The following is a 25,055-nucleotide window of genomic DNA, read 5'->3' on the forward strand; positions in this document are numbered from 1 at the left end:
ATCTTTCCAGACTTGGCGAGATGGTCCATCCCGTGGTCACTCCCTGGTCACTCCCGGTCAGGCCAGTCCCAGCTCGTCCTTCGAGTACGCGAAGAGGTACGGCACTCCCGCGCCCTGTTCGATCTTCTCCGCGGCGCCCGTCGCGCGGTCCACGATCGTCGCGACGGCGACGACCTCGGCGCCCGCCTCGCGCACGGCGGCCACCGCTTCGAGCGGGGAGCCGCCGGTGGTGGAGGTGTCCTCGACGACCACGACCCGGCGGCCCGCGATGTCGGGGCCCTCCACCCGCTTCTGCAGGCCGTGCGCCTTCGCCGCCTTGCGCACGACGAAGGCGTCCAGGCGCTGCCCGCGCGCGGCGGCCGCGTGCAGCATGGCGCCGGCGACCGGGTCGGCGCCCATCGTCAGCCCGCCGACCGCGTCGAACTCCAGGTCCGCGGTCAGGTCCAGGAGCACCTGGCCGACCAGCGGGGCCGCCTCGCCGTCGAGGGTGATGCGGCGCAGGTCGACGTAGTAGTCGGCCTCCAGGCCGGACGACAGGGTCACCTTGCCGTGCACCACGGCCTTGTCGAGGATCTGCTGCTTCAGGGCGGCGCGAGCGTCAGTCATGCCTGTCAGCTTAGAGGCGCCGCCAGCTCCAGGTCGTCGAGGCCTCCAGCGGCTCCAGGGGCGTGACCAGGCGCGGCAGGGTGTTCAGGCCGTTGGGCGGCCCGGTCTGCGGCTCCACGCAGACGGCGGCCTCCTGCTCGTCGTACACCACGACCCATTCCTCGCGGCTGGTCACCTTCAGCTCCAGTTGCCCCGGCCAGGTGAGCGTGACGTCGACGCCGTCGGGCATGCCGAAGCAGTCGTCCCAGGGGCCGGGCTTCGGCTCGACGCGGTTGCCGGTGGGCAGGTGGTCGTCGCCGCGCTCCTCCTGCCAGGCGGCGGTGAAGTCGAGGCGCACGGGCTCGCCGCCGTCGAGGGTGCGGTTGAACCAGGGGTGCCAGCCGATCTGGGCCGGGAAGGAGGAGTCGTACGTCTCCACGGACATCGTGAGCGTCAGGGCGTCCGGGGTGAGCGCCGCGATCTGGGTGATCCGGCCGGAGTAGGGCCAGGGCTCGACGAGGTCGTAGGTGAGGACCGCCTCGTCGGTGGCCGTGCGGGCGATGTTCCAGGCGCCGTCGCGGGCCGTGCCGTGGATGGCGTGCGGCGGGGAGTTGAGCGGCATCTGGTGGACGTCGGCCCCGTCACGGAACCGTCCGTCCCGGATGCGGCCGCACCAGGGGACCATCGGGAAGCAGCCGAAGCGCTCGCCCTGGCGCAGCAGTTGGACGCCTCCGACTCGAAGTCCCCCGACCCGTCCGCCGTTTCCCGGCTGCAAGGTCACTTCCGCGTCGCCCGCGGTCAGTGTGATGTCTTCATGGCTCACGGGACGACACTACTGGGCTGCCGCTCAACGGCGTTTCCTCAGTGCCCTTCCCACCACGATCGCCGACGCCAGGACCACGGCCGCGGCCGGCGCCGCCCAGCGCAGGGGCACGCTCGACGCCACCGTCTGGGGAGCCGGGACGGGGGCGTAACGGCCCCTCGGGGGAGCGTGGTCGACCTCCTCCGCGCTGCGGCCGATCATCGTGCGGCGGGCGTGGGCCGCCTCGGCCGGGGGGCCGGTGGGTTCCGTGAAGTCCTCGACGAGGGGGGCGGGGGGCTCCGCCGTGGGCTCGACGCGTAGCTCCGCCGAGGGCTCGCCCGGGGGTTCCGCGGAGGTCTCCGCGTCCTCCGATGCCTCGTCGGCCCCCGGCTCCTCCTTCGCCTCGCCCAGCGCCTCCGCGAAACGGTTCAGCAGGCGTACGATCGCGGCGCCCACCGCGTCCTGGGGGAGTTCCGTGACCCGGCCGTCCGCCGTGGCCGTGCCGTCGAAGGCCAGGGTCGTGCCGCCGTCCGTGTCGCGCAGGCGGACGGTGAGGGCGAGCTTGACCGAGCCGGTGCCGCGGGTCTCGCCCGCCTCGCCCTCGACGGTGTAGGACCCGTCGTCCCCGGCGACGACCCGTGCCGCGCCCCGGTAGGTGATGGAGTGGCTGCCGACCCGCACCTTCAGGCGTCCGGCGACGGGCTCCGCGCCGGCGTCCTGCTGGAGCCCGGGAACCGCCCGGGCCACCCTGACGGGGTCCCCCAGGGTCTCCCGCAGCCGCTCGACCGGAACCGGAACGAACACCTCATGCTCCATGGTTGCCGAGCCTACCCAGGGGCGACGGCCATGCACCCCCGTTGGTGGAAAGTGACAGCGCCCTTACGCCCCGGTGGAGCGGATCAGTAGCGCGGATGCACCAACGTGGACGCCGCGAGGCCTTGGACCCGGGTCGCCTGTGCGGCTCTCCGCGCCGCCCGCAGGGACTCCTCCGTCAGGGTCGCCGGCCGGGGCCCCCGGGGGGCAAGGGCCAGTGCCGGGCGCGGTCCCCGCGAGGCCAGCAGGAAGCCCCAGTCGCGAGGGCCGGAGTGGGGATCGCAGTGGGAACCGGGCCGGAGGCCGCCGACGCGGTAGGGGGTGGTGCGCAGGCCCGCCGCGCGCAGGGTCGCGTCCACCGTCCAGAAGGCCCGGGGATGCGAGGAGACCGGCCCCGCGTGCACGACGAGCCGGCCGTCGGGGGCCAGGGCGCGGCGGACGAGGCCGTAGAACTCCTGCGAGTACAGCTTGGTGCTCGCGGTGATGCCGGGGTCGGGCAGGTCGGCGATCACCACGTCGTACGACGGCTCGGGCGCCGACGTCCGCAGTCGGCGGAACGCGTCCGCGGTGGTGACGTGGAGGCGCGCGTCGCCGTAGACGTGGCCGTTGAGCCGGGAGAGCGCCGGGTCGCGGCGGGCGAGGTCGACCACGGCGGGGTCGAGTGCCACGATGTCGACCCGCCGCACCCCGGGGTACCTGAGCACCTCGCGGGCGGCGAGGCCGTCGCCACCGCCGAGGACGAGCACGCGCGCGTGGGGGCCGTCCATCGCGGGGTGGACGAGGGCCTCGTGGTAACGGTCCTCGTCGCGGCCGCTGACCCTGAGGCGGCCGTCGACGTAGAGGTCGAGGGGGCGGCCGTCGGTGCCGCCGGTGAGGGCGACCTCCCGGACGCCGGTCTGCAGGGTGACCCGTACGTCCTTGCCGTAGACCGCCTCGCGCGCGGCCCGCTCGAAGTCGTCGACGAGGACGGTGGCGGTGGCGAGGACGCCGAGCACGGCGAGGTTGGCGACCAGCAGCAGCCAGCGGGCCCGGCGGGTCAGGTCGCGGCGGAACAGGCCGAGGACCAGCGCGCCGCCCACGACCGCGTTGACCGCGCCGGTGAGCATGGTGCCGGTCAACTGGCCCAGCAGGGGCAGCAGGAGGAACGGGAAGGCCAGGCCGCCGACCAGGGCGCCGACGTAGTCCGCCGCGAACAGGTCGGCCACCGCGCCGCCCGCGTCCTGGCGGCGGATGCGCTGGATCAGCTCCATCAGCAAGGGGACTTCGGCGCCGATGAGCAGGCCGATGGCGAGGGAGAAGGCGACCAGGAGCCAGCGCGGGCCGCTCGCCCACAGACCGCCCCAGTCACCGGTCCACGCGAACACGGCGTACAGCGTCATCGCGCTGCACCCGCCGACCAGCGCGAGCAGTGCCTCCAGGGCGCCGAAGGCCGCGGCCGCGAGCCGGCGGAGCCGCTTGGCGGCCAGCGAGCCGATGCCCATCGCGAAGACCATGACGGACAGCACCACGGAGGCCTGGGTGACCGAGTCGCCGGTCAAGTACGAGGCGAGGGCGACCAGTTCGAGCTCGTACACCAGTCCGCAGGCCGCGCAGACGAAAACGCAGGCCAGCACGAGGAACCGGCCCGTGGCGGGGCGGACCGGCAGCCGCGCGGGCCCGGCCCAGGGCGGCGGGGTGCCGGGCGGGGCGGGGGCGTGCGGCTCGATCACGGTGCGACGTTACGTCACGGCCACGGCACGCTTCGTCACCCACACGTGTGGAACTGGGAGTGAACCGTGGAAACAGGGGTTTGCCCGGCTCAACCCGACGTCCCCACCGGGACCCTGACCCCGACGCGCGTCCGCGTGGCCACCAACTGCCCGTCCTGCGGATACGCGTGCCAGGTGCGCCAGTGCACCTGCCCGTCGTACCGCTGGGCCAGCAGCGCCGTGAACGCGTGCGGGCTGCCGGGGAAGACCCCGGCGAGGCCGTGCGGATGGTCGGACACCAGCGCGAGCAACTCCTGTGCCCGGCCCGCGAACTGACCGGGTGACAGGGCCTCGACGCGCGCGGCGAACTCGTACTCCCAGTCCCCCACCCGCTTGGCCACGCCCAGCGGCAGCGGCGTACTGCTGCCGGCGATGCACGCCACCGTCTCCGAACAGGTACCCCGATCCTCCTCCAGGAGCACTTGGTGGGATGCGCCGAGGAGTCTCAACTGAAGCTTCGCCCCGGCGATGTCGAGGTCGAGCTCGGCGAGGGCGGGCAGCGGCTCACGCCCCAGGGCCCAGGCGAGGTCGGCCGCGCGCGTGTCGGTGTACGAGGTGTTCAGGGTCGTGAGCATGGATCGGCTCCGCTAGCACGCAAAGAAAGGGTGGTGTGGGGTTCCGGCGCACCCGGGCGACTGTGGGGGGATCGGCCCGGTCAGCCCAGTGGGAGGTCAGGACGTGTCCGGAGGACGTCCGAGGGGCTGCGTTGGTGAGGTAGAGGGAATCATGAACGGTGGCGCCGCCACAGCGTTTTTACCCAACTTCGTGGGGTTTCCATCCCTGCGTGGGCTCCCCAGCTCATCTGTTCAACCACGGCGTGCGCCACGGCGGCCGGAGTGTACGCCGGAGCACCGGAGTGAAGAAGTGACAAGCGGGGGCGTGCGGCCCGACCCAGGTCCGGACCCCACGCCCCCGCGTTCCCCGCTCCCCCGTTGTGGATGCGGTTCCCCCTGCCGGAGCTCAGCTGCCCCGTGTCAGCTGCCTCCCCCGCATCCGCCCCCGCCGCCGCAGGACGACCCGCCACCACAGGACGACCCACCGCCACAGGAGTGCCCACCACCGCACGAGTGCCCACCGGAGTGACCGCCCGAGTAACCGCCCGACGCTCCGCACGACGAGCCGGCGCCCCCCGCCCCGCCGGCCCACCAGCTGTCCCCGCGCCCCCGGGACCGCCCGCCGCGGACCGGCTTGACCAGCGTGACGTTCCTCCTCCTGCTCGCGGCGGACGCGAGGGTCCCGATGAACAGGACCGCGAACACCACCAGGATGATGCCGATGACCATGGCGCCACCCTCCTTCCGTTACCCCCCGAAGCGACCCCCCGTGGGCGCCTCGCCGGTTGCGTGAGCTGGAGATGCCCTTCCGCGTGACGCGTCAAAGCAGAGTTGAGGAACTCCAGAGCTTGGGCGCAGGATGAGCCGCATGACCTCCAGCGCGCGCCCCCTGCTCAACCGCCGTCTCGCCGAGTTCGGGACGACGATCTTCGCCGAGATGTCCGCCCTGGCCCTGCGGACCGGCTCGATCAACCTGGGGCAGGGCTTCCCCGACACGGACGGGCCCGAGGAGATCAGGGAGGCGGCCGTGCGGGCGCTGCGCGACGGACGCGGCAACCAGTACCCGCCGGGCCCGGGCGTCCCGGAGCTGCGTACGGCGATCGCCGCGCACCAGGAGCGCCGCTACGGCCTGTCCTACGACCCCGACACCGAGGTCCTGGTCACGGCCGGCGCCACGGAGGCCATCGCCGCCGCCCTGCTCGCCCTGGTGGAGCCGGGTGACGAGGTCGTCGCGTTCGAGCCGTACTACGACTCCTACGCGGCCTGCATCGCGATGGCGGGCGGCACCAGGGTCCCGGTCACCCTGCGCCCGCACGAGACCTCGTTCCGCCTGGACCTCGACGAACTGCGCGCCGCGATCACCGACCGCACCCGCCTCCTGCTCATCAACACCCCTCACAACCCCACCGGCACGGTCCTCACCCGCGAGGAGCTGACGGCGATCGCCGAACTGGCCGTGGAGCGGGACCTGCTGGTGGTCACGGACGAGGTCTACGAGCACCTGGTCTTCGACGAGGCCGAGCACCTGCCCCTCGCGTCCTTCCCCGGGATGCGGGAGCGCACGGTCTCGATCGGCTCCGCCGGCAAGACCTTCTCCTTCACCGGCTGGAAGGTCGGCTGGATCACGGCCACGCCCGCCCTGGTCTCGGCGGTCCGCTCGGCGAAGCAGTACCTGACGTACGTGTCCTCCGGCCCCTTCCAGTACGCGGTCGCCGAGGCGCTCGCCCTCCCGGACAGCTACTTCACCGCCTTCCGCGACGACATGCTCACCAAGCGGGACCTGCTGGCGACCGGCCTGGCGGAGGCCGGTTTCGGGGTCTTCAAGCCCGCCGGCACCTACTTCATCACCACCGACATCCGCCCCCTCGGCGAGAGCGACGGCTTCGCCTTCTGCCGCGCCCTGCCGGAGCGCGCGGGCGTCGTCGCCATCCCGAACGCGGTCTTCTACGACCACCGGGAGGCGGGGGCGCCGTTCGTACGGTTCGCCTTCTGCAAGCGGACGGGGGTCCTGGAGGACGCCGTGCAGCGGTTGAAGACGCTGGCCGCGTAACAGCCGTACGGCCTGGGCTCCTCCGTGGACCGCAGGCCGGCGAGCGCTTCGGCGGCACGGAACACGATGTCAGGAGTGGTCAGGTGTCGTAGACGGTTGAGCGATGCCCGACGTGTACGGCCCACACCACCAGCTCGCCGTTGTCGATCGTGTAGATCACGCGGTAGTCGCCTACCCGTAGGCGGCGCCGGTCAGGCTGGGAGACGAGGGCCGTGGTGTTGAACCCCGTCGGGTCGCTCTCCAGCTCGGTCAGCTTGGCCAGAATGCGGAGGGCCATGTCTCGCGGCACCTTGCGGAGTTCGGCCTGAGCCTCGGCTCGGAAGACGGTGCGGTACTCACTCACTGCGCGCCAGCGTCTCCCTCATGATGTCCTCGATCGGGATGCCGGGTGCCGGGTTGGTCATGCGCTCGTCGATGATCCGGTTGATCTCGCGCTCTTCCCACTCCTGGTATTTGCGCAGAACCTCGATGGACACCACGGCGGCGACCTGCTTGCCGCGCCGGGTGATGACGGTAGGTACGTCGTCCCGGTCGGCCCGCTCCACGACCTCGGCCAAGTGTGCCCGGACATCGCGGATCGACTCTATGGGCATGGGCTGTGTCATGCGCCCAAGGGTACCGAGTGTCCCATGTGTACACAACAGCTCGCTGTCTCGGGGTGTAGCCATGTGGGCTCTCATGCGAGTGCGTGCGCGAACGAGGAGTTACCCACAGCCTGTGGACGGCGAGAGCCCGGCCCCGGCACGCGACCGTGGTGGTCGGTGCCGTGGCCGGGCTCTCGTTCGGCTACGGCGCGTTTCGGGTGGTTGCGGCCGATACGCGCTGGGAGCGCAGGACGCCTACTCGTCGTCCTCGGGCTTCTCCGCGTCGTTGACGTCCTCCTCCAGGCCGAGCTGCTCGATGAGCCACTTGTCGAACTCGATGGCGGCGCGCACCCAGCTCACGGTCGAGGAGACGAAGTGCTCCAGGCTGACGCCGGTACCGATGAGCATCTGCGCCTCACCGATCAGACGGACGGTGCCGTCGTCATGGGTGTGGGTGTAGACCTTGGGCCACAGCGTGCGCCGGTTCCAGTCGTCAATGGACTCCAGCAGCGTGGGCTTCTCGTCGATCTGGTGGGGCCGGTCGTAGAACGTCCGCACCGAGAAGACCTGCTGGTCGCCCTCGCCGCGGAACATGAAATACGTACGGAACTGCTCCCACGGCGCCGCGAGGTCACCCTCGTCGTCGACGACATACTTCAGCTCCATCTGGTCGAGGAGCTGCTTCACAAGATCCTGATCCGGGACGACGGGGCCCGCCGGTCCTTGCTGCGGCTCGGGCTGGCCCCCGAAGTTCGGAATCGAGGACGGGTCGATGGTCACCGTGAATTTCCCTTCGTACGGATCCTGCCATCCTCCCCCATGCGGGGAGGGGGGTGGCAAGCCCCGACAGACCCTGTCCTCCCAGGGCTGACATGATCCGGTCAGCCCGGGTAGAACTGGGTCCGACCATAGGGGGAACACATGACACGGACGGACACCGAAACGGTGACGGAACAGGACGGGCCGGGCAGGACCAGATGGGGGATCTTCCTGACGATCCTGGCCGTGCCGACGCTCGTGGTGGCGGCCCTGATCGCACTGCTGGTCGCCTGGCTGTTCACGGACGACTCGGTCGCCGCGGACGTGAAGAAGACCTCGTGCGCCGAGGCTCTGGCCTTCGGCGGGGCGAAGCTGCCGACCGGGGCGCGCGACGCCTGGTGCGGGATCGAGGCCGGGCCCGAACCCCGCTACGACGCCCGCTTCCGGATGCCGCGCGCCGAGATCGACGCCTGGGTGGCGGCCAGCTTCCCGCAGGGGCCGAAACTGCGGACCACGCAGTGCGGCGACGCCCAGGTCGACCTCTGCCTGAACGCGGGCCCGGTCGCGGGAGAGCGGGCCTCCGTGCAGATCGACATCACCCATGACAGCCGCAAGTGGTCCGAGGTGCGGTTCGTGGCCTTCACGCTGTGACGCGAGGAGGGCGCCCACTTTGCGCCCTCCCCCTCGTCACCGCGCCCCTCAGAGCGTCTTGCCGCTCGCCGGTCCCACGATCAGGCCGTCGCCGAAGGCGTCCACCCGGACCGTGTCGCCGTCCTTGACCTCGCCGGACAGGATCTCCTTGGCGAGCCGGTCGCCGATGGCGGTCTGGACGAGGCGGCGCAGCGGGCGGGCGCCGTAGGCCGGGTCCAGGCCCTCGACGGCGAGCCAGTCCAGGGCCGCGTCGGTGATCTCCAGGGTGAGACGACGCTCGGCGAGCCGCTTGGCCAGGCTGTCGATCTGGAGCCGCGCGATCCGGCCGAGCTCGTCCTTGGTGAGGGCGGAGAAGACCACCAGGTCGTCGAGCCGGTTGAGGAACTCCGGCTTGAAGGAGGCCCGGACCACCTCCAGGACCTGTTCCTTCTTCTCCGTCTCGCTGGTGATCGGGTCGACCAGGAACTGGCTGCCCAGGTTGGACGTCAGCACCAGGATCGTGTTGCGGAAGTCGACGGTACGGCCCTGACCGTCCGTCAGGCGCCCGTCGTCCAGCACCTGGAGCAGGATGTCGAAGACCTCCGGGTGGGCCTTCTCCACCTCGTCGAGGAGCACCACGCTGTACGGCCGCCTGCGCACCGCCTCGGTCAGCTGGCCGCCCTCCTCGTAGCCGATGTAGCCGGGGGGCGCGCCGACGAGCCGGGCGACGGTGTGCTTCTCGCCGTACTCCGACATGTCGATGCGGACCATCGCCCGCTCGTCGTCGAAGAGGAAGTCGGCGAGGGCCTTGGCGAGTTCGGTCTTGCCGACGCCGGTGGGGCCGAGGAAGAGGAAGGAGCCGGTGGGCCGGTCGGGGTCGGCGATGCCGGCCCGGGTGCGCCGTACGGCGTCGGAGACGGCCTGCACGGCCTCGCTCTGGCCGATGAGCCGCTTGCCCAACTCCTCCTCCATGCGCAGGAGTTTCTGCGTCTCGCCCTCCATGAGGCGCCCTGCCGGGATGCCGGTCCAGGCGGCGACGGTGTCGGCGATGTCGTCGGCGCCGACCTCCTCCTTGACCATGGTGTCCTTGGCGGCCTCCTCCTCGGCCTCGGAGGCGGCCTCCAGGTCCCTTTCCAGGGTGGGGATCTCGCCGTAGAGCAGCTTGCTGGCGGTGTCGAAGTCGCCGTCGCGCTGGGCGCGTTCGGCCTGGCCGCGCAGCTCGTCCAGCTTCTCCTTCAGCTCACCGACCCGGTTGAGGGACTGCTTCTCCTTCTCCCAGCGGGCGGTCAGGCCCCGCAGCTCCTCCTCCTTGTCGGCGAGGTCACGGCGCAGCCGCTCCAGGCGTTCGCGGGAGGCCGGGTCGGTCTCCTTGACGAGCGCGAGCTCCTCCATCTTCAACCGGTCGACCCCGCGCTGGAGTTCGTCGATCTCCACGGGCGAGGAGTCGATCTCCATGCGCAGGCGCGAGGCGGCCTCGTCGACGAGGTCGATGGCCTTGTCGGGCAGGAAGCGGGAGGTGATGTACCGGTCGGAGAGGGTCGCGGCGGCCACCAGCGCGCTGTCGGCGATCTGGACCTTGTGGTGGGCCTCGTAGCGCCCCTTGAGGCCGCGCAGGATGGCGATGGTGTCCTCGACGGTGGGCTCGGCGACCAGCACCTGCTGGAAGCGGCGTTCCAGGGCGGGGTCCTTCTCGATCCGCTCCCGGTACTCGTCGAGGGTGGTGGCACCGACCATCCGCAGCTCGCCGCGCGCCAGCATCGGCTTGAGCATGTTGCCGGCGTCCATGGAGGAGTCACCGCCGGCGCCCGCGCCCACGACGGTGTGCAGCTCGTCGATGAAGGTGATGATCTGCCCGTCGGAGTCCTTGATCTCCGCGAGGACGGTCTTGAGCCGCTCCTCGAACTCACCCCGGTACTTGGCACCGGCGACCATCGCCCCCAGGTCGAGCGCGACCAGCCGCTTGTCCTTGAGCGACTCGGGCACGTCCCCCTTGATGATCCGCTGGGCGAGCCCCTCGACGACGGCGGTCTTGCCGACGCCGGGCTCCCCGATGAGGACGGGGTTGTTCTTCGTACGGCGGGACAGCACCTGGACGACCCGGCGGATCTCCTGGTCGCGGCCGATGACGGGGTCGAGCTTGCCGTCCCGTGCGGCGGCGGTGAAGTCGGTCCCGAACTTCTCCAGGGCCTTGTACTGCCCCTCGGGGTCGGCGGTGGTCACCCTGCGCCCTCCTCTGGCCTTCTGGAAGGCGTAGATCAACTTGTCCGGGGTGGCGCCCTGCCGGGTCAGCACCTCGGCGGCCGGTCCGCCCTTGGCGGCGATGCCGATGAGCAGGTGCTCGGTGGAGAGGTACTCGTCGCCGAGGTCCTTGGCGCGGGCCTGCGCGTCGGCGATGACGGTGAGCAGGTCGCGGTTGGGCTGCGGCGGCGCCACGGTGGACCCGGCCACGCTGGGCAGCGAGCCGAGCACCTTCTCGGCACCGGCCCGCACGGCGGCCTGGTCGGCGTCGACGGCGGCGAGCAGATCGACGATGTTCTCGTTGTCCTGCCCCTGGAGCAGAGCGAGGAGCAGGTGGGCGGGGGTGAGGTCCGGGTGTCCCTCGGTCACGGCCCGGTTGCTGGCCGCGTTGATCGCGTCCCGGCTCCGGTTGGTCAGCTCGGCATCCACGTGTCCGCACTCCTCCTGGTGTCGCTCCTGTACCGACTGCTGCACTGACTCAGTCAGCGTACATAAAGTTGAGTCTATTCCACTCAAGGCGGTCCACGGGAGGGATGAGGGGACTAGCTTTCCCGGCATGACCTCCTACGCCCAGGATCCGGGTGCCCCGGACCCGTCGTTCCTCAGCTTCTGGCGCGAACGGCATCTGTGCACACTGACGACCCCGCGCCCGGACGGGAGCCCGCACGTGGTGCCCGTCGGGGTGACCTACGACCCCGGGGCCCGGCTCGCCCGGGTGATCACGAGCCGGACCAGCGCGAAGGCACGGCACGTGCTGGCGGCCGGCGAGGACGGGGCGGCGGTGGCCGTGTGCCAGGTGGCGGGGCGGCGGTGGGCGACGCTGGAAGGGCGGGCACACGTCCGCACGGAGCCGGAGCGGGTGGCGGAGGCGGTGCGGCGGTACGCCGAGCGCTACGAGCGCACTCCGGCGCCGAATCCGCTGCGGGTGGTCATCGAGATCTCCCTCACGGGAGCGATGGGGCATTTTTGAGCCATGGGCTGATCACCCGATACTCCGAAATGTCGCCCGAAAACTGCAGCGGCGTCACCGTGTTCAGGTCACGGTGACGCCGCTGCGGGGGGAAGCACCTGAGCGATCTGTTACGACGGGGGAATCGCGTCAGGCACTGCGGGGGGTGGCTGAGATGGTCCGCGGGGTGGGGGTTTCCGGTTCCACCAGCCGATGGTCTCGTTGGTCCAGGTTCACAAAGATCATTCCGTACCGGATGGCACACCGAACGGGCTGCGGCGCCCCCCGAGGCCGCCGCAGACACCGGTACGCCCGTACGTCCTCGTCCTCGTCCCGCGTGACGACCACCGGTTCGCCGAAGACGGTCACCATCAACGAGTCACCGGGGTGGGGGATCGCGGTGACGAGGTCGATGAAGTGCCAGCCGGAGCGGTAGGCGGTGGCCATTTCCCTGCGGAAGGAGCGGTCGTCGGGTGGAGTAGTCATGTCAGTCCCAGACCGTGTCCGCCGGGAATGCCTGCACCTCGTCACCGACAACCACGGTGTGCGCGGTCTCGTTGGCACCCACTCCATGAACGTCGCTCTTCGCGCCGGAGAGGCCGGCGTACGCGCCGAGCGCCACAACGGTGGAGAAGGCGGCGACAAGCACCGAGCGAAGCATTCTGTTACGCATAGTCGGCTTCGTCCTCACTTGAAGGTCCCCTTTTCCCCCGTCGAGTAAGACGATGGCTCATTCGGGCACGTCATGGCCACACGAACGGTGCATCATGTTCCTGCATGTTCAGGACCCTGGGGGGTGGAAATTTGGTATCGAATGGGACAAAGGTGATACATCCCCATGCGGTGACCGAGTTGTGTGAGGCAGGTGGCCGTCTTTACGCCAACGCACTGCGGACAGGACGCGTCTCCCGCGCGGACGCGGAATCGGTTCCCTGCCTGCTGGAGTTCGCCCTTCTGCACCCCGACCCGGACGACGCGAACTGGATGCTCCCGGTTCCGCCGTCGGTCGCGCTCGCCCAACGGCTCAACCCGCTGGAACACGAGATCACCGAGCGCAGACGGATGTCGATCGAGCTGGCCGACGCCTTCGAGCCGTTCATGGCGCTGAGCGCGCAGCAGGTGGCACCGGCGCACTCGATCACGGTCCTGGAGGGGCTCGACCGGATCAACACGGCACTCGACCTGGCGACGTCCCAGTGCCAGTCCGAGGTGCTCACCGTCCAGCCGAGTCGGGGCCAGCGTCCCGAGAACCGGCTGATCGAAGGGCTGGAGCGGGACCGGACCCTCATCGAACGGGGCGTCCGGATCCGGACCCTCTACCAGCACGTGGCCCGGTACAGCCCCGAGCGGCTGGCCTACATGGAGCAGTTCGCCGACGGGAAGGTGGAGTACCGCACCATCGACGAGCTGGTGGAGCGGCTCATCATCTGCGACGAGACCGTGGCCTTCATCCCGGTCCGGGACGACCGGCAGGTCGCCCTGGAACTCCGGCACCCGGGTCTCGTGGGCTACCTGGTCAAGGTCTTCGAGTTCATGTGGAGCCGGGCGGTTCCCCTGAGCGCCGGCGCTCCTTACGAGACCGCGCCGGACGGCATCACGGACATCCAGCACTCCATCGCCAAGCTCCTCGTCGAGGGACACGTCGACGAGGCGATCGCGCGGCGCCTGGGGATGAACGTACGCACCTGCCGGGCCCACATCGCCAAGCTCGCGACCGCCCTCGGCAGCGGCAGCCGCGCCCAACTCGGCTTCCTCATCGCGCAGTCGGGCATCCTCGACCAGGGCCAGTCGGCATCGGAGGGGGACGGCCGTCCGTGACCGGGGCTCACAGGCACGGCGCGGAAGGCCGGCGCGAAGCGGGCCCGCACCCGTGCACCCGTGCGCCGCGCGAGGACCGGGTCGGCGCCGCGAGACCGACGGCCGCCGCACCCGCCCGACTCGGCAACCCCGTCGCGGAATCAGGAACCCTCGAGCAGGAGGGAGTGACCGAGTGAGCCCGGTGTCCCACCCCGACCACGGCGTGGAGAACCTGTGCGCGGCCGGGACGGAGCTGTACGCCCGTGCCCTGCGCGAGGGACACGTGCTCGGCGTCGACGCCGGGGAAGCGCCCTGTCTGCTCGACTTCGGGCTCCTGCATCCCGCCGTCACCGACGCGGACAGGCTGGAGCCGGTCGCCCCCGCCGTCGCCCTGCACCGCATGCTGCGGATCGCCGAGGAGCGCGTCGCGGACGAACGGCGGCGGGAGGCCAGGCTGACCGAGATGTTCGAGCCCCTGATGCGGATCGACGGCGGCCGCACGGGGACCGACGACTCCTCGATGATCAGTGTGCTCAGCGGGGTCGACCTGATCAGCCGGGTCATCGGGCAGGCCGTGGCCGCCGGTTCAGAGCTGCTGGCCGTGCAGCCGAACACCAGCGACAGACACGCCCAGCCACCCCCGGCCGTGCATGTCGAGGCCTTCGACCGCGACCAGGCGCTGCTCGACCGCGGCGGCCGTATCCGCACCCTCTACCAGCACACCCTCCGCCACGCGCCGAGCGTCGTGGCCCGCTACGAGCGGCTGAACGGCGATGCGGAGGCCCGCAGCCTCGACGAGGTGACGGAGCGTCTGATCATCGTCGACCGGACCGTGGCCTTCATCCCCGCCAACAAGGACCGCACCCTCGCCCTGGAGATCCGCCACCCCGCCCTGATCTCCTTCTTCGTCACCGCCTTCGACCGGCTGTGGCGGCTGGCCACCCCCATGTATCCCGAAGCGGTGCAGCAGCCCACCCGCAACGGCATCACCCCCCGCCAACACGCCATCGCCGCCCTCCTCGTCGAGGGCCACACCGACGCCGTCATCGCCGACCGGCTCGGCATGAACATCCGCACCGCCCGCGTCCACATCGCCAAGCTCGCCGCCACCCTCGGCAGCGAGAGCCGGGCCCAACTCGGCTACCTCATCGGGCAGTCGGGCATCCTCGGCCAGGAGGACACGGGCGAGTGAGCACGCCGGCAGCCCATCCGGAGCACAGCCCGGAAGACCCGTGCCGGGAGGGCATCGAGCTCTACGCACGGGCCCTGCGCGAGGGCGGGATCGACAGCCGGGACGCCGCGCCCGTCCCCTGCCTCCTCGGCACCGGGCTGCTGCGGCCCGACGCCCGGGACGCCGCCCGGCTGGAACCCGTACCGCCCGCCCTCGCCCTGCACCGCATGCTCCGGGCCACCACGGACCGCGTGGCGCACGAGCGGTGGCGTGAGCAGCGGCTCGCCGAGGCGTTCGCGCCGCTCATGCGGACCGCCGGGGGCGCCACGGCGGTCCCGGAGAACCCGGCGATCAGGGTCGTCAGCGGTACCGGCCCCATCAACGAGGCCATCACCGAGGCCATGACCGGTGTCGTGCGCGAACTCCTGTGCGTGCAGCCCAACGTGCACTACAGCGACAGCCGGGGCGCCGCCGCCCAGGTGGTGGCGATGGACCGGGACCAGGCGCTGCTGGAGCGCGGCGCCCGTATCCGCACCCTGTACCAGCACACCCAGCGCCACATGCCGCTGGTCCTCGCCCGCTACGAACAACTGCGCGGCGACGTCGAGGCCCGTTCCCTGGACGAGGTCACCGACCGGCTCATCGTCGCCGACCGGGACGTGGCCTTCATCCCGGCCGGCGGGGACGGCACGGTCGCGCTGGAGGTCCGCCACCCGGCCCTGGTCGAGTTCCTGGCCTCCACCTTCTACCGGCTGTGGTGGCAGGCCACGCCCATGTATCCGCAGACCGTCCACCGACCCAGCCTGAACGGCGTCAGCCCCCGCCAACGGGCCATCGCCGGCCTGCTCGTGGAGGGGCACACCGACGCCGTGATCGCCGACCGGCTCGGCATGAACATCCGCACCGTCCGCGTCCACATCGCCAAGCTCGCCGCCACCCTCGGCAGCGAGAGCCGCGCCCAGCTCGGCTACCTCATCGGACGGTCCGGGATTCTTGACCGGGGAGCGTGATCGAGGAGACCGCCGTCGGACCGTCCAGGCCCACCTGCGCGATACGGACGCCCAGTTGCGTACGACTGGCCGCGCCGAGCGTCTCCGACAGCCGCGCGATATGGGCCCGGCAGGTGCGCACGCTGATCCCCAGCCGTTCCGCGATCACCGCGTCCTGGTGCCCCTCGGCCAGCAGCGCGGCGATGGACTGCTCGCGATGGGAGATGCCCTCGATGCCGGTGTCGGGCAGCGGGGCGGTGAGCGGGATCGCCAGGCGCCACAGCCGCTCGAAGACCGTCACCAGGTACTCCACCAGCGCGGGATGCCGTAGCTCCAGGGCGAGGGTGCGGTCGGCGTTGGCGGGGATGAAGGCCACCGTGCGGTCGAAGAGGATGAGCCGGTCGATGACCTCGTCCAGGGTCCGCGCCTGGACCGAACCGCCCATCAACTCCAGGTAGTTCAGGAGCCCTTGGCCGTGCCGGGCGACATGGGTGTACAGGTCCCGCATCCGCACGCCCCGGCCGCGCAGCGCCAGCGCCCGGTGCAGACCCTCCGTCAGCTCGTGCTCGGGGCGGATGCCGCCGGGCTGGACCGTGAGGACCTCCGTCGTGCACGCCTCGGTCGCCTCGTCCATCGCGGCCTGGATCCGGGAGAGACCGTCGAGGACCCGGATCGCGGTCCCCTCACCGGCGCCCGGCACGACACTGGGCCCGAGGCCCGCGTACCGTTCCACCGCCGCGACCGCCGCGCCCACCCGCCGCTGGCTCTCGCTGACCTCGTCGTGGACTCCGCGCAGCAGCCGGGTCATGACCTCCTGCGGTGCCGTGGGCACCAGCCAGTCCATGTCGTCGGGGTCCGGGTGCAGCAGGGCCAGTTCGAGCAGACAGGGCACCGGCTCGGCGTCGGCGCGCGGCACACGGCCGCGCCGTACGGCCCGGGAGTACACCCGGTCCCCTGCCTCGCACAGCCGGTCAGCGCCGTGTGGATGGTCGTTCGCCCCGAGCCCGGCCATTGCCCATCCCACCCCCGGTTCCCGCGTCCGCCGCCCTCTTGTCCTGTTTCCCCGTGGGAGCCTCGAAGCCTCCCAGGCTCCGCAACTATGCGCGGCCCGGACCGGCTCCGCAACACGGCTCCTCGGGCCACGGCCGTGGAAACAGGACGGTATGCGCCGGTATGCGCGGGCCTCCGCCCGTCCCCTTGCACCAAGCTGCGGTGCCGGTGCCCGGCGACGCGCCCCGGGCCGCCGTCAACCGCGGCGGACGCGTGTGACGCGCAAGCGTGACCGGGACAGCACGAAGGGCCGGAGGGAAGCCCCTCCGGCCCTGTGTGCGCGCCTACTTCAGGCCCGCCGCCTGGCAGGCGCTCTCGAACTGCGAGGTGCAGATGTCCTTGACGGTGTAGATGCCGTCCTTGACGACCGTGCTCTTGATGTTGTCCTTCGTCAGGGCGACGACCTGGACGAGCTGGGCCGGGATGTCCTTGGTGGTCGGGCTGTCGACGCTGTCCGTGGCGAGGGCGTCGAACTGGATGCCCTTGCCCTGGATCTTCGTCACGGCCATCTCGGCGGCGGCCTCGGCCTCGTCCGGGTACGGCTTGTAGACGCTCATGTACTGGTCGCCCGAGACGATCCGCTGCACCGCGGACAGCTCCGCGTCCTGGCCCGTGATCGGCGGGATCTTGCTCATGCCCGCGTCCTCCATCGCCTGGATGGCGGCGCCGGCCATGGCGTCGTTGGCGGAGTACACGGCCTTGATGTTGCCCTTGCCGATGGCGCTGATCGCCTCGGCCATGTCCTTCTGCGCGGTCTCCGGCTTCCAGCCGTCGACGTCGTAGGTCTTGGCGATCGTCACCTTGCCGTTGAGCTCGGACATGGCGCCCGCCTTGAACTGCCCGGCGTTCGGGTCGGACGGCGAGCCGTTGATCATCACGATCTTGTCGGAGGTGTCGATGCCCGAGCCGAGCGCCTCCAGGAGGGAGCGGCCCTGCACCTCGCCGACGAGCTCGTTGTCGAAGGAGACGTACGCGTCGATCGGGCCCTCGGCGAGCCGGTCGTAGGCGATGACCGGGATGCCCGCCTCCTTGGCCTTCTCCACCATGCCCGCGATGGCGTGCGAGTCCACGGCGTCCAGCAGGATGACGTCGACCTTCTCGTCGATCATCTGCTGCATCTGCGTGGCCTGCTTCTTGGCGTTGGCCTCGCCGTTGGCGTAGACGGTCTTGCCCTGCTTGTCGGTGAGCTCGGCGACCTTCTTCTTGATGATCGGGTAGTCGAACTCCTCGTAGCGGGTGTTCGTCTTCTCCGGCATCAGCACGCCCACGGTGATGTCGTTGCCCTTGGTCGGACTCGCCTCGCTCCCGCTCGCGGCGCCGAGCGCGCCACAGGCGGCCAGCGAGAGGGTCATCGTGGACGCGGCCACGGCTATGGCGATACGACGCATGGGGCTGCTCACTTCTGGTGCTTTCCGGACGCGGGCGCGGCATTGCGGCCCATGTGTCTGAAAAGCCAACGCGGGGCCGCCCATCGACGTCAAGCGGAATCACTTAACGAGTGCGCAACGCCACTCTCCGCCGACGGTGTGAAGACTTGGCGCGAACACTAGTACAACCAACTTCACACCTCGTGAGTCGTGATCACAGCAGCCCCACAACTGCTGTTCCGTATCCGACCAGAGGATCGAATGAAGTCAGCCAGACGGACGACCGCGACCGCCGTCGTTCTCGCCACCGCCGGCACCCTCTTCACCGTGGGCACGGCTCCCGCCTCGGCGGCCGTGTCGTGCGCCTCCCCCGTGTTCACGCGCCAGTTCTACGCGAACACGAGCCTGTCCGGCACCCCGAAGAAGACCGACTGCGACGACGCTATCGACCAGAGCTGGAGCGGCGCCCCGCTCTCCGGTCTCCCGAAGGACAACTTCGGCGTCCGCTGGACCGTGACCCGCGACTTCGGCTCCGGCGGGCCGTTCGCGCTCAACGCCACCGGCCTGGACGGCATCCGCGTCTACGTCGACGGCGTCCGCAGGATCGACCTCTGGAAGAACGTCTCCACGACGGTGACCAAGACCGCCAACGTCACCATCCCGTCCGGCAAGCACACCCTGCGCATCGACCACGCCAACTGGACCGGCCCCGCCAAGATCAAGGTCAGCTACGCGCCCCGCACCTCCGCCGACGTCGACAAGGTCAAGCCCCTCGTCCCGACCGGCACTTCGGTGAAGTACGACAAGACCACCGGCAAGGCCAAGGTCACCTGGGCGAAGAACAAAGAGATGGACCTCGCGGGCTACCAGGTCTATCGGCGGCTGAAGGGCACGTCGTACGGCACCAAGCCGCTCACGACGACCACCTCGACCTCGTACACGGACGGCCCGCCGCCCACCGGCGCCACGTACTACTACGAGGTCCGCGCCCGCGACAAGGCCGGCAACACCTCGGGCGGCACCGCGGACCAGCCCGTGACGACCGTGGACACCACTCCGCCCGCGGCGCCGTTCCTGGAGATGGACGCGTGCCCGGACGACCAGCCCTACGCGGCACCGGAGCTCGTCACCACCGCCGCGAACGCGGCCGACATCGCCCTGTACGAGATGCAGCGGCTCAACCCCGCGACCAACACCTGGGTCACCGTGTACAGCGGCGCCAAGGGCGCGATCTGCGACACCGGTCAGCCCGCCGACGGCAGCAAGGTCACCTACCGGGGCCGGGCGCGGGACGCCGTCGGGAACTGGTCCGTGTACTCGGCGGCCACCACGTTCACCACGTTCGACATGACCCCGCCGTCGACCGCCGCGGACGCCCGGGTCGAGTACCGCTCCGGCGTCCCGCACCTGGTGTGGTCGCCCGTCGACGGGGCCGCGCGGTACGAGCTCCTCCAGTACGACCCGGCGACCGGCGGCTGGCTCGACGCGCTGCCCGGCGCCGCCGGCACCACCACGCGGACCGACGTCGTACCGCGCCAACTGGTCGCCGTCGCCGACTCCTACCGGTACGCGGTGCGCACCCAGGACACCAAGGGCAACGCCTCCGCGCCCACCGAGATCACCCTCGCGATGGCGGACCGCCCGGAGGCCATCGCGCCGTACGAGACCACCGCGACCCGCTCCGGTGCGGGTGTGTACGTCTCCTGGGCGAGCGCCGACCCGTGGGCCCACGACAGCGCCCCGCTGCTCACGTACCGCATCCAGCGGACCGACCCGGCGACCGGCGAGACCGTCCTCGTGGACAAGTGCGGGCCGACCAGCACCTCCGGCGGGTCGCCGACGGATCCCTCGGTGGACTGGTGGTGGGCGGGCGACGACGCCCCGTCCTACGCCGGCCGCAAGGTGCTGCGCGGCACCTGCCAGGACGTCTCCGGTGCCTCCGAGACGACGTACGAGTACCGGGTCGTCACCGTCGACCCGTACGGGCACACCTCGCAGCCCGGCCCGGCGGTCACCGAGACCACCCCGGACACCAAGCGCCCGGACCCGGTCCGGGACCTGACGGCCGAGCAGGTCCCGCTCGGCGTGCGCCTGTCCTGGACGCCGCCCGCCGACGACGACGTCTTCACGTACTACGTCTGGCAGGGCGTCACCGACCCGGACACCGGCGAGACGGTGTGGGAGCGCAACTGCTGGAGGGGGGACTCGCTCGCCGAGACCGAGATCCTCTGCCCGACCGTCCCCGACGGCGCGACCCACGTCTACCGGGTGGCCGGCGTCGACGCCCTCTGGGACGAGGGGCCGGCCTTCTGGCACACGGCCGACATCTCCGTCGCCCTGCCCGACACCCGTCCGCCGGGCTGGACGGGGACCGACGTCCGTGAGGACAGCTACCCGGAGCTGTACGTCGGCTGCTCGGAGAGCTCCGGCCTCGGCGACTGCTCCCGGTTCACGGGCTACCGCGTGGAGCGCTGGGACCCGGCGGCGAACGCCTACGCCACCCTGACCGAGGGTGCGACGGGCGGCCCCACCTCCTACATGGACAAGACGGTCAACGGGGACCGGCTGAACCTCTACTACTACCGTGTCGTCCTCGTGGACTCCGCGGGCGCCGAGACCGTGGCCCGCTCGGCGGCGTACGGCATCTGGGAGTCCTGGTTCTGATCCCGTCCGCGCAGGGGAAAGGGCCCGGAGATCCCTCCGGGCCCTTTCTCGCACCTGCCTAGTCCTTCGCCTTCTTCGGCCGCCACACCACCAGCGCGCTGGTCTGCTGGACCTCCTGGTACGGGACCAGGTCACGGCGGTACGACGCGTGCACCGCCGCCTCGCGCTGCTGCATGGCCGCCGCGGCTCCCTCGACGGCCGCCTGGAGTTCGGCGACCCTCGACTGGAGTGCTGCGACCTGGTTCTCCAGCTCGATGATGCGCTTGATGCCGGCGAGGTTGATGCCCTCGTCCTGCGACAACTGCTGGACGGTGCGCAGCAGTTCGATGTCGCGGGCCGAGTAGCGCCGACCCCGGCCGGCCGTACGGTCCGGGGAGACCAGGCCGAGGCGGTCGTACTGCCTAAGGGTCTGCGGGTGCAGGCCGGAGAGCTGGGCCGCCACCGAGATGACGTAGACCGGGGTCTCCTCGGTCAGTTCATACGGGTTGCGTCGACGACCGTCCACTCGAATCATGCTCCCTTCGCGGCCTGGAACAGCTCCGCCCGTGGATCCTCACCCACGGTCGCCTCGCGATACGCCTCGAGCGCGTCACGAGCCTTCCCCGACAGCTCGGTCGGGACACTCACCTCGACGGTGACCAGCAGATCGCCCCGGGTGCCGTCCTTGCGGACCGCGCCCTTGCCCCGCGCCCGCATGGTGCGGCCGTTGGGCGTGCCCGGGGGCAGTTTCAGCGTCACGGCGGGCCCGTTCAGCGTCGGCACCCTGACCTCGCCGCCGAGCGCCGCCTCCGAGAAGGTCACCGGGACCGTCACCGTGAGGTTGTCGCCCTTGCGGCCGAAGACGGGGTGCGCGTCGACGTGCACGGTGACGTACAGGTCGCCCGCGGGGCCGCCGCGTTCACCGGGCGCCCCCTTCCCGCGCAGCCGGATCCGCTGCCCGTCGGAGACGCCCGCCGGGATGCGGACCTGCATGGTGCGGGAGGACTTGGCCCGCCCGGAGCCCTTGCAGATCTCGCAGGGGTTCTCCGCGATCAGGCCGCGGCCCTTGCAGTCCGGGCAGGGGTCCGTGAGCGAGAACCCGCCGCCGGAACCCCTGGCCACCTGTCCGGTGCCGACACAGGTCGGGCACACGCGCGGGTTGCCGTTGGCGTCCCCGGTGCCCGAACAGGCCTTGCAGGGGGCCTGGGAGGACATCCTGAGCGGGACGGTCGCCCCCTCGATCGCCTCGGTGAAGCTGAGGGTGACCTCGGTGTCGATGTCCTGCCCGCGCCGCGGCTGGACGCGCGTAGTTCCGGAGCTGCCCCGGTTGAACAGGCCTCCGAAGACGTCTCCGAGTCCACCGCCGAAGCCGCCGGCCCCCTGGCCCCCGCCCTGGGCGCCGCCTCCGAAGAGGTCGCCCAGGTCGAAGTTGAAGGAGCCGCCCGCGCCGGCCGGCCCCGGGCGGAAGCCGCCGTTGCCGAAGAGGGCGCGGGCCTCGTCGTACTCCTTGCGCTTCTTGGGGTCACCGAGGACGTCGTTCGCCTCGGAGATCTCCTTGAAGCGCTCCTCGGCCTTGGTGTTGCCCTTGTTGGCGTCCGGGTGGAACTCGCGGGCGAGCTTGCGGTACGCCTTCTTGATCTCGGCCTCGGTGGCGTCCTTGGGGACGCCGAGGACCTTGTAGTAGTCCTTCTCGATGAAGTCCTTGGTGCTCATCCTCAGCGTCCCTCCTTCCGCTCATGCCCTGCGATCTCAGCCCTCCTCAGGGCCGTTGTCCTTCTCCTCGCCGGCCTCGGACTCGTCCTTGACCGTCTGCGCGCCCGGCTGCGGCTCGGCCACGGCCACCCGCGCGGGGCGGATGGTGCGCTCGCCGATGCGATACCCCGGCTGCAGAATCGCCACGCACGTCGTCTCGGTGACGTCCGGCGCGTAACTGTGCATCAGGGCCTCGTGGATCGTCGGGTCGAAGGGCTCGCCCTCCTTGCCGAACTGCTGGAGGCCCATCTTCGCCGCGACGGTCTCCAGGGACTCCGCGACGGACTTGAACCCGCCCAGAAGCTCCCCGTGTTCGCGTGCGCGGCCGATGTCGTCGAGCGTGGGCAGGAGTTCGGTCAGGAGGTTCGCGATGGCGATCTCCTTGACCGTGATCCGGTCCCGCTCCACCCGGCGGCGGTAGTTCTGGAACTCGGCCTGGAGCCGCTGGAGGTCGGCGGTGCGCTCGTCGAGTGCCTTGCGCGACTGGTCCAGCTGGGCCGTCAGACCGGCGATCTGCGCTGTTGCGTCCCCGGCCGGGGCCGCCCCTTCCTGGGGGGCGGCCTTCGGCTCGGCGTCGTCGGGGGTGGCGCCGGAGGGGACGTCGGGCTTCTCGTCGAAACCCGGGGTCTCCTCCGTCACGCGGCACCGTCCTTGCGCTCGTCGTCCACGATCTCGGCGTCCACGACGTCGTCGTCCGCCTTGGCCTGGGAGGCACCGGCGTCCTCGCCGCCGGCGGCCTGCGCGGCCTGGGCGTCGGCGTACATGGCCTGGCCGACCTTCTGGGAGACCGCGGCGACCTTCTCGGTCGCGGTGCGGATCTCCGCGGTGTCCTCGCCCTTGAGCGCGGCCTTCAGCTCCTCGACGGCGGACTCGACCTCGGTCTTGACCTCGGCGGGGACCTTCTCCTCGTTGTCCTTGAGGAACTTCTCCGTCTGGTAGACGAGCTGCTCGCCCTGGTTGCGGGTCTCGGCGGCCTCGCGGCGGCGGTGGTCCTCCTCCGCGTACTGCTCGGCCTCCTGGCGCATCCGGTCGACCTCGTCCTTCGGCAGCGAGGAGCCGCCGGTGACGGTCATCTTCTGCTCCTTGCCCGTGCCCAGGTCCTTGGCGGTCACGTGCATGATGCCGTTGGCGTCGATGTCGAAGGCGACCTCGATCTGCGGGACACCGCGCGGGGCCGGCGGCAGACCGGTCAGCTCGAACATCCCGAGCTTCTTGTTGTACGCCGCGATCTCGCGCTCGCCCTGGTAGACCTGGATCTGCACGGACGGCTGGTTGTCCTCGGCCGTGGTGAAGATCTCGGACCGCTTGGTCGGGATCGTGGTGTTGCGCTCGATGAGCTTGGTCATGATGCCGCCCTTGGTCTCGATGCCGAGGGACAGCGGGGTCACGTCGAGGAGCAGGACGTCCTTGACCTCACCCTTGAGGACACCGGCCTGGAGGGCGGCGCCGATGGCGACGACCTCGTCCGGGTTGACGCCCTTGTTGGCGTCCTTGCCGCCGGTGAGCTCCTTGACGAGCTCGGCGACGGCGGGCATGCGGGTGGAGCCACCGACGAGGACGACGTGGTCGATCTCGTTGATGGAGACGCCGGCGTCCTTCATGACGTTGAAGAACGGGGTCTTGCAGCGCTCCAGGAGGTCCGCGGTCAGCTGCTGGAACTGAGCCCGGGTGAGCTTCTCGTCCAGGTGCAGCGGGCCCTCGGCGGAGGCGGTGATGTAGGGCAGGTTGATCGAGGTCTCGGTGGAGGAGGACAGCTCGATCTTGGCCTTCTCGGCGGCCTCGCGGAGGCGCTGGAGGGCCATCTTGTCCTTGGCGAGGTCCACGCCGTGGCCGGACTTGAACTGCTGCACCAGGTAGTCGACGACACGCTGGTCCCAGTCGTCACCACCGAGGTGGTTGTCACCGTTGGTGGCCTTCACCTCGACGACGCCGTCGCCGATCTCCAGGAGGGACACGTCGAAGGTGCCGCCACCGAGGTCGAAGACGAGGATCGTCTGGTCGTCCTTGTCGAGGCCGTACGCGAGCGCGGCCGCGGTGGGCTCGTTGACGATGCGCAGGACGTTCAGGCCCGCGATCTCGCCGGCCTCCTTCGTCGCCTGGCGCTCGGAGTCGTTGAAGTACGCCGGGACGGTGATGACCGCGTCGGTCACCTTCTCGCCCAGGTAGGACTCGGCGTCCCGCTTCAGCTTCTGGAGGATGAAGGCGGAGATCTGCTGCGGGTTGAAGGGCTTCCCGTCCAGCTCCATCTTCCAGTCGGTGCCCATGTGGCGCTTCACGGACCGGATGGTCCGGTCCACGTTGGTGACTGCCTGGCGCTTGGCCACCTCGCCGACCAGCACTTCGCCGTTCTTCGCGAAGGCGACGACGGACGGCGTGGTCCTGGCACCCTCGGCGTTGGTGATGACGGTGGGCTCGCCGCCTTCGAGAACGCTGACGACGGAGTTAGTCGTGCCCAGGTCGATGCCGACCGCACGTGCCATGGTTGATTCCTCCAGCTGACTTGAGTGGAACAGGCTCAAGTGTGCACGACGCCTCCGGCTCGGTCAACAGACCTGAGTCGTCCTGGCTCAACTC

The 25,055-nt window shown here is 70.7% G+C and carries 24 protein-coding genes; 7 read left to right on the forward strand and 17 right to left on the reverse strand.

Annotated elements, in window-relative coordinates; all coding sequences use genetic code 11:
- Positions 1 to 57: 57 nt before the first annotated feature.
- The 5 genes from pyrE to ABZ098_RS27480 all read right to left on the reverse strand — a co-directional run bounded on the left by pyrE (position 58) and on the right by ABZ098_RS27480 (position 4,523).
- A complete protein-coding gene (pyrE, locus tag ABZ098_RS27460) occupies positions 58 to 606 on the reverse strand; it encodes an orotate phosphoribosyltransferase (protein WP_356595483.1) in 549 nt (182 codons plus the stop codon).
- A 10-nt stretch (positions 607 to 616) separates the two neighbouring features.
- A complete protein-coding gene (locus ABZ098_RS27465; protein ID WP_356595485.1) occupies positions 617 to 1,408 on the reverse strand; it encodes an aldose 1-epimerase in 792 nt (263 codons plus the stop codon).
- A gap of 24 nt (positions 1,409 to 1,432) precedes the next feature.
- Entirely contained in the window at positions 1,433 to 2,203 is a 771-nt protein-coding gene (locus ABZ098_RS27470) for an SRPBCC domain-containing protein (RefSeq protein ID WP_356595488.1), read from the reverse strand.
- Positions 2,204 to 2,286: 83 nt separating this feature from the next.
- Positions 2,287 to 3,909 carry a polyamine aminopropyltransferase gene (locus ABZ098_RS27475; RefSeq protein ID WP_356595490.1) on the reverse strand — a complete coding sequence of 541 codons (1,623 nt, stop codon included), beginning with the start codon at positions 3,907 to 3,909 and terminating at the stop codon, positions 2,287 to 2,289.
- 89 nt (positions 3,910 to 3,998) lie between these two features.
- Entirely contained in the window at positions 3,999 to 4,523 is a 525-nt protein-coding gene (locus ABZ098_RS27480) for a DUF2617 family protein (protein ID WP_356595492.1), read from the reverse strand.
- An 838-nt stretch (positions 4,524 to 5,361) separates the two neighbouring features.
- Between ABZ098_RS27480 and ABZ098_RS27485 the strand changes: the two genes are divergently transcribed.
- A complete protein-coding gene (locus ABZ098_RS27485) occupies positions 5,362 to 6,552 on the forward strand; it encodes a pyridoxal phosphate-dependent aminotransferase (protein WP_356595494.1) in 1,191 nt (396 codons plus the stop codon).
- A gap of 79 nt (positions 6,553 to 6,631) precedes the next feature.
- Here the strand turns inward: ABZ098_RS27485 and ABZ098_RS27490 are convergent, their stop codons facing one another.
- The 3 genes from ABZ098_RS27490 to ABZ098_RS27500 all read right to left on the reverse strand — a co-directional run bounded on the left by ABZ098_RS27490 (position 6,632) and on the right by ABZ098_RS27500 (position 7,916).
- Positions 6,632 to 6,895, reverse strand: coding sequence for a type II toxin-antitoxin system RelE/ParE family toxin (locus ABZ098_RS27490; protein ID WP_356595496.1), 264 nt, complete (start codon positions 6,893 to 6,895; stop codon positions 6,632 to 6,634).
- A complete protein-coding gene (locus ABZ098_RS27495; protein ID WP_005483715.1) occupies positions 6,888 to 7,157 on the reverse strand; it encodes a type II toxin-antitoxin system Phd/YefM family antitoxin in 270 nt (89 codons plus the stop codon). The genes ABZ098_RS27490 and ABZ098_RS27495 overlap by 8 nt, the downstream gene beginning before the upstream one ends.
- Positions 7,158 to 7,391: 234 nt before the next feature.
- Positions 7,392 to 7,916: a YbjN domain-containing protein gene (locus tag ABZ098_RS27500; protein ID WP_356595499.1), complete on the reverse strand. Its 525-nt coding sequence runs from the start codon at positions 7,914 to 7,916 to the stop codon at positions 7,392 to 7,394.
- 141 nt (positions 7,917 to 8,057) lie between these two features.
- Between ABZ098_RS27500 and ABZ098_RS27505 the strand changes: the two genes are divergently transcribed.
- A complete protein-coding gene (locus ABZ098_RS27505) occupies positions 8,058 to 8,546 on the forward strand; it encodes a hypothetical protein (protein WP_356595501.1) in 489 nt (162 codons plus the stop codon).
- Positions 8,547 to 8,594: 48 nt separating this feature from the next.
- On the opposite strand, the gene clpB is transcribed toward ABZ098_RS27505, so the two are convergent.
- The gene (gene clpB, locus ABZ098_RS27510) at positions 8,595 to 11,192 is read right to left on the reverse strand and encodes an ATP-dependent chaperone ClpB (RefSeq protein ID WP_356595503.1); all 2,598 of its coding nucleotides are present in this window, start codon (positions 11,190 to 11,192) and stop codon (positions 8,595 to 8,597) included.
- Between the two features lie 127 nt (positions 11,193 to 11,319).
- Here clpB and ABZ098_RS27515 point away from each other — a divergent pair, with 127 nt between their 5' ends.
- Positions 11,320 to 11,733 carry a TIGR03618 family F420-dependent PPOX class oxidoreductase gene (locus ABZ098_RS27515; protein ID WP_356595505.1) on the forward strand — a complete coding sequence of 138 codons (414 nt, stop codon included), beginning with the start codon at positions 11,320 to 11,322 and terminating at the stop codon, positions 11,731 to 11,733.
- Positions 11,734 to 11,862: 129 nt separating this feature from the next.
- On the opposite strand, the gene ABZ098_RS27520 is transcribed toward ABZ098_RS27515, so the two are convergent.
- Complete coding sequence (locus tag ABZ098_RS27520) at positions 11,863 to 12,198, reverse strand: hypothetical protein (protein ID WP_028809089.1); 336 nt, start codon at positions 12,196 to 12,198, stop codon at positions 11,863 to 11,865.
- A gap of 1 nt (position 12,199) precedes the next feature.
- On the reverse strand, positions 12,200 to 12,361 hold the full coding sequence (locus tag ABZ098_RS27525; RefSeq protein WP_356595507.1) for a hypothetical protein: 162 nt from the start codon (positions 12,359 to 12,361) through the stop codon (positions 12,200 to 12,202).
- A 128-nt stretch (positions 12,362 to 12,489) separates the two neighbouring features.
- Between ABZ098_RS27525 and ABZ098_RS27530 the strand changes: the two genes are divergently transcribed.
- The 3 genes from ABZ098_RS27530 to ABZ098_RS27540 all read left to right on the forward strand — a co-directional run bounded on the left by ABZ098_RS27530 (position 12,490) and on the right by ABZ098_RS27540 (position 15,690).
- Positions 12,490 to 13,530 (forward strand): helix-turn-helix transcriptional regulator, encoded by a 1,041-nt coding sequence (locus tag ABZ098_RS27530; RefSeq protein WP_356595509.1) that lies wholly within the window; start codon positions 12,490 to 12,492, stop codon positions 13,528 to 13,530.
- 172 nt (positions 13,531 to 13,702) lie between these two features.
- A complete protein-coding gene (locus ABZ098_RS27535) occupies positions 13,703 to 14,701 on the forward strand; it encodes a helix-turn-helix transcriptional regulator (RefSeq protein ID WP_356595511.1) in 999 nt (332 codons plus the stop codon).
- Positions 14,698 to 15,690: a helix-turn-helix transcriptional regulator gene (locus ABZ098_RS27540; RefSeq protein WP_356595513.1), complete on the forward strand. Its 993-nt coding sequence runs from the start codon at positions 14,698 to 14,700 to the stop codon at positions 15,688 to 15,690. The genes ABZ098_RS27535 and ABZ098_RS27540 overlap by 4 nt, the downstream gene beginning before the upstream one ends.
- On the opposite strand, the gene ABZ098_RS27545 is transcribed toward ABZ098_RS27540, so the two are convergent.
- Complete coding sequence (locus ABZ098_RS27545; RefSeq protein ID WP_356595515.1) at positions 15,653 to 16,681, reverse strand: LuxR C-terminal-related transcriptional regulator; 1,029 nt, start codon at positions 16,679 to 16,681, stop codon at positions 15,653 to 15,655. The two genes, ABZ098_RS27540 and ABZ098_RS27545, sit on opposite strands and share 38 nt — an antisense overlap.
- Positions 16,682 to 17,003: 322 nt before the next feature.
- On the reverse strand, positions 17,004 to 18,107 hold the full coding sequence (locus tag ABZ098_RS27550; protein ID WP_356595517.1) for a substrate-binding domain-containing protein: 1,104 nt from the start codon (positions 18,105 to 18,107) through the stop codon (positions 17,004 to 17,006).
- A gap of 240 nt (positions 18,108 to 18,347) precedes the next feature.
- Here ABZ098_RS27550 and ABZ098_RS27555 point away from each other — a divergent pair, with 240 nt between their 5' ends.
- Complete coding sequence (locus ABZ098_RS27555) at positions 18,348 to 20,750, forward strand: PA14 domain-containing protein (RefSeq protein WP_356595519.1); 2,403 nt, start codon at positions 18,348 to 18,350, stop codon at positions 20,748 to 20,750.
- A gap of 58 nt (positions 20,751 to 20,808) precedes the next feature.
- Here ABZ098_RS27555 and ABZ098_RS27560 read toward each other — a convergent pair whose 3' ends face one another.
- From ABZ098_RS27560 to dnaK, 4 genes are read right to left on the reverse strand one after another with little or no spacing between them, the layout of a single operon-like run.
- Complete coding sequence (locus tag ABZ098_RS27560) at positions 20,809 to 21,255, reverse strand: helix-turn-helix domain-containing protein (RefSeq protein ID WP_037706704.1); 447 nt, start codon at positions 21,253 to 21,255, stop codon at positions 20,809 to 20,811.
- 5 nt (positions 21,256 to 21,260) lie between these two features.
- Entirely contained in the window at positions 21,261 to 22,442 is a 1,182-nt protein-coding gene (gene dnaJ / locus ABZ098_RS27565; protein ID WP_356595521.1) for a molecular chaperone DnaJ, read from the reverse strand.
- Between the two features lie 36 nt (positions 22,443 to 22,478).
- Positions 22,479 to 23,120, reverse strand: a complete 642-nt coding sequence (gene grpE, locus ABZ098_RS27570) for a nucleotide exchange factor GrpE (protein ID WP_356595523.1) — start codon at positions 23,118 to 23,120, stop codon at positions 22,479 to 22,481.
- Positions 23,117 to 24,961 carry a molecular chaperone DnaK gene (dnaK, locus tag ABZ098_RS27575; protein WP_356595525.1) on the reverse strand — a complete coding sequence of 615 codons (1,845 nt, stop codon included), beginning with the start codon at positions 24,959 to 24,961 and terminating at the stop codon, positions 23,117 to 23,119. The genes grpE and dnaK overlap by 4 nt, the downstream gene beginning before the upstream one ends.
- Positions 24,962 to 25,055: the final 94 nt, after the last annotated feature.

It is taken from the genome of Streptomyces sp. NPDC006335 (assembly GCF_040612795.1).
Lineage (GTDB): Bacteria > Actinomycetota > Actinomycetes > Streptomycetales > Streptomycetaceae > Streptomyces.

Bases quoted from the DNA above. Each gene is read 5' to 3' on its own strand.
- ABZ098_RS27485 (WP_356595494.1), top strand. From the start codon at position 5,362: ATGAGCCGCATGACCTCCAGCGCGCGCCCCCTGCTCAACCGCCGTCTC.
- ABZ098_RS27530 (WP_356595509.1), top strand. From the start codon at position 12,490: ATGTTCAGGACCCTGGGGGGTGGAAATTTGGTATCGAATGGGACAAAG.
- pyrE (WP_356595483.1), bottom strand. From the start codon at position 606: ATGACTGACGCTCGCGCCGCCCTGAAGCAGCAGATCCTCGACAAGGCC.
- dnaK (WP_356595525.1), bottom strand. From the start codon at position 24,961: ATGGCACGTGCGGTCGGCATCGACCTGGGCACGACTAACTCCGTCGTC.
- ABZ098_RS27480 (WP_356595492.1), bottom strand. From the start codon at position 4,523: ATGCTCACGACCCTGAACACCTCGTACACCGACACGCGCGCGGCCGAC.
- ABZ098_RS27555 (WP_356595519.1), top strand. From the start codon at position 18,348: ATGAAGTCAGCCAGACGGACGACCGCGACCGCCGTCGTTCTCGCCACC.
- ABZ098_RS27505 (WP_356595501.1), top strand. From the start codon at position 8,058: ATGACACGGACGGACACCGAAACGGTGACGGAACAGGACGGGCCGGGC.
- ABZ098_RS27545 (WP_356595515.1), bottom strand. From the start codon at position 16,681: ATGGCCGGGCTCGGGGCGAACGACCATCCACACGGCGCTGACCGGCTG.
- ABZ098_RS27470 (WP_356595488.1), bottom strand. From the start codon at position 2,203: ATGGAGCATGAGGTGTTCGTTCCGGTTCCGGTCGAGCGGCTGCGGGAG.
- ABZ098_RS27520 (WP_028809089.1), bottom strand. From the start codon at position 12,198: ATGACTACTCCACCCGACGACCGCTCCTTCCGCAGGGAAATGGCCACC.
- dnaJ (WP_356595521.1), bottom strand. From the start codon at position 22,442: ATGAGCACCAAGGACTTCATCGAGAAGGACTACTACAAGGTCCTCGGC.
- ABZ098_RS27515 (WP_356595505.1), top strand. From the start codon at position 11,320: ATGACCTCCTACGCCCAGGATCCGGGTGCCCCGGACCCGTCGTTCCTC.
- ABZ098_RS27550 (WP_356595517.1), bottom strand. From the start codon at position 18,107: ATGCGTCGTATCGCCATAGCCGTGGCCGCGTCCACGATGACCCTCTCG.
- ABZ098_RS27495 (WP_005483715.1), bottom strand. From the start codon at position 7,157: ATGACACAGCCCATGCCCATAGAGTCGATCCGCGATGTCCGGGCACAC.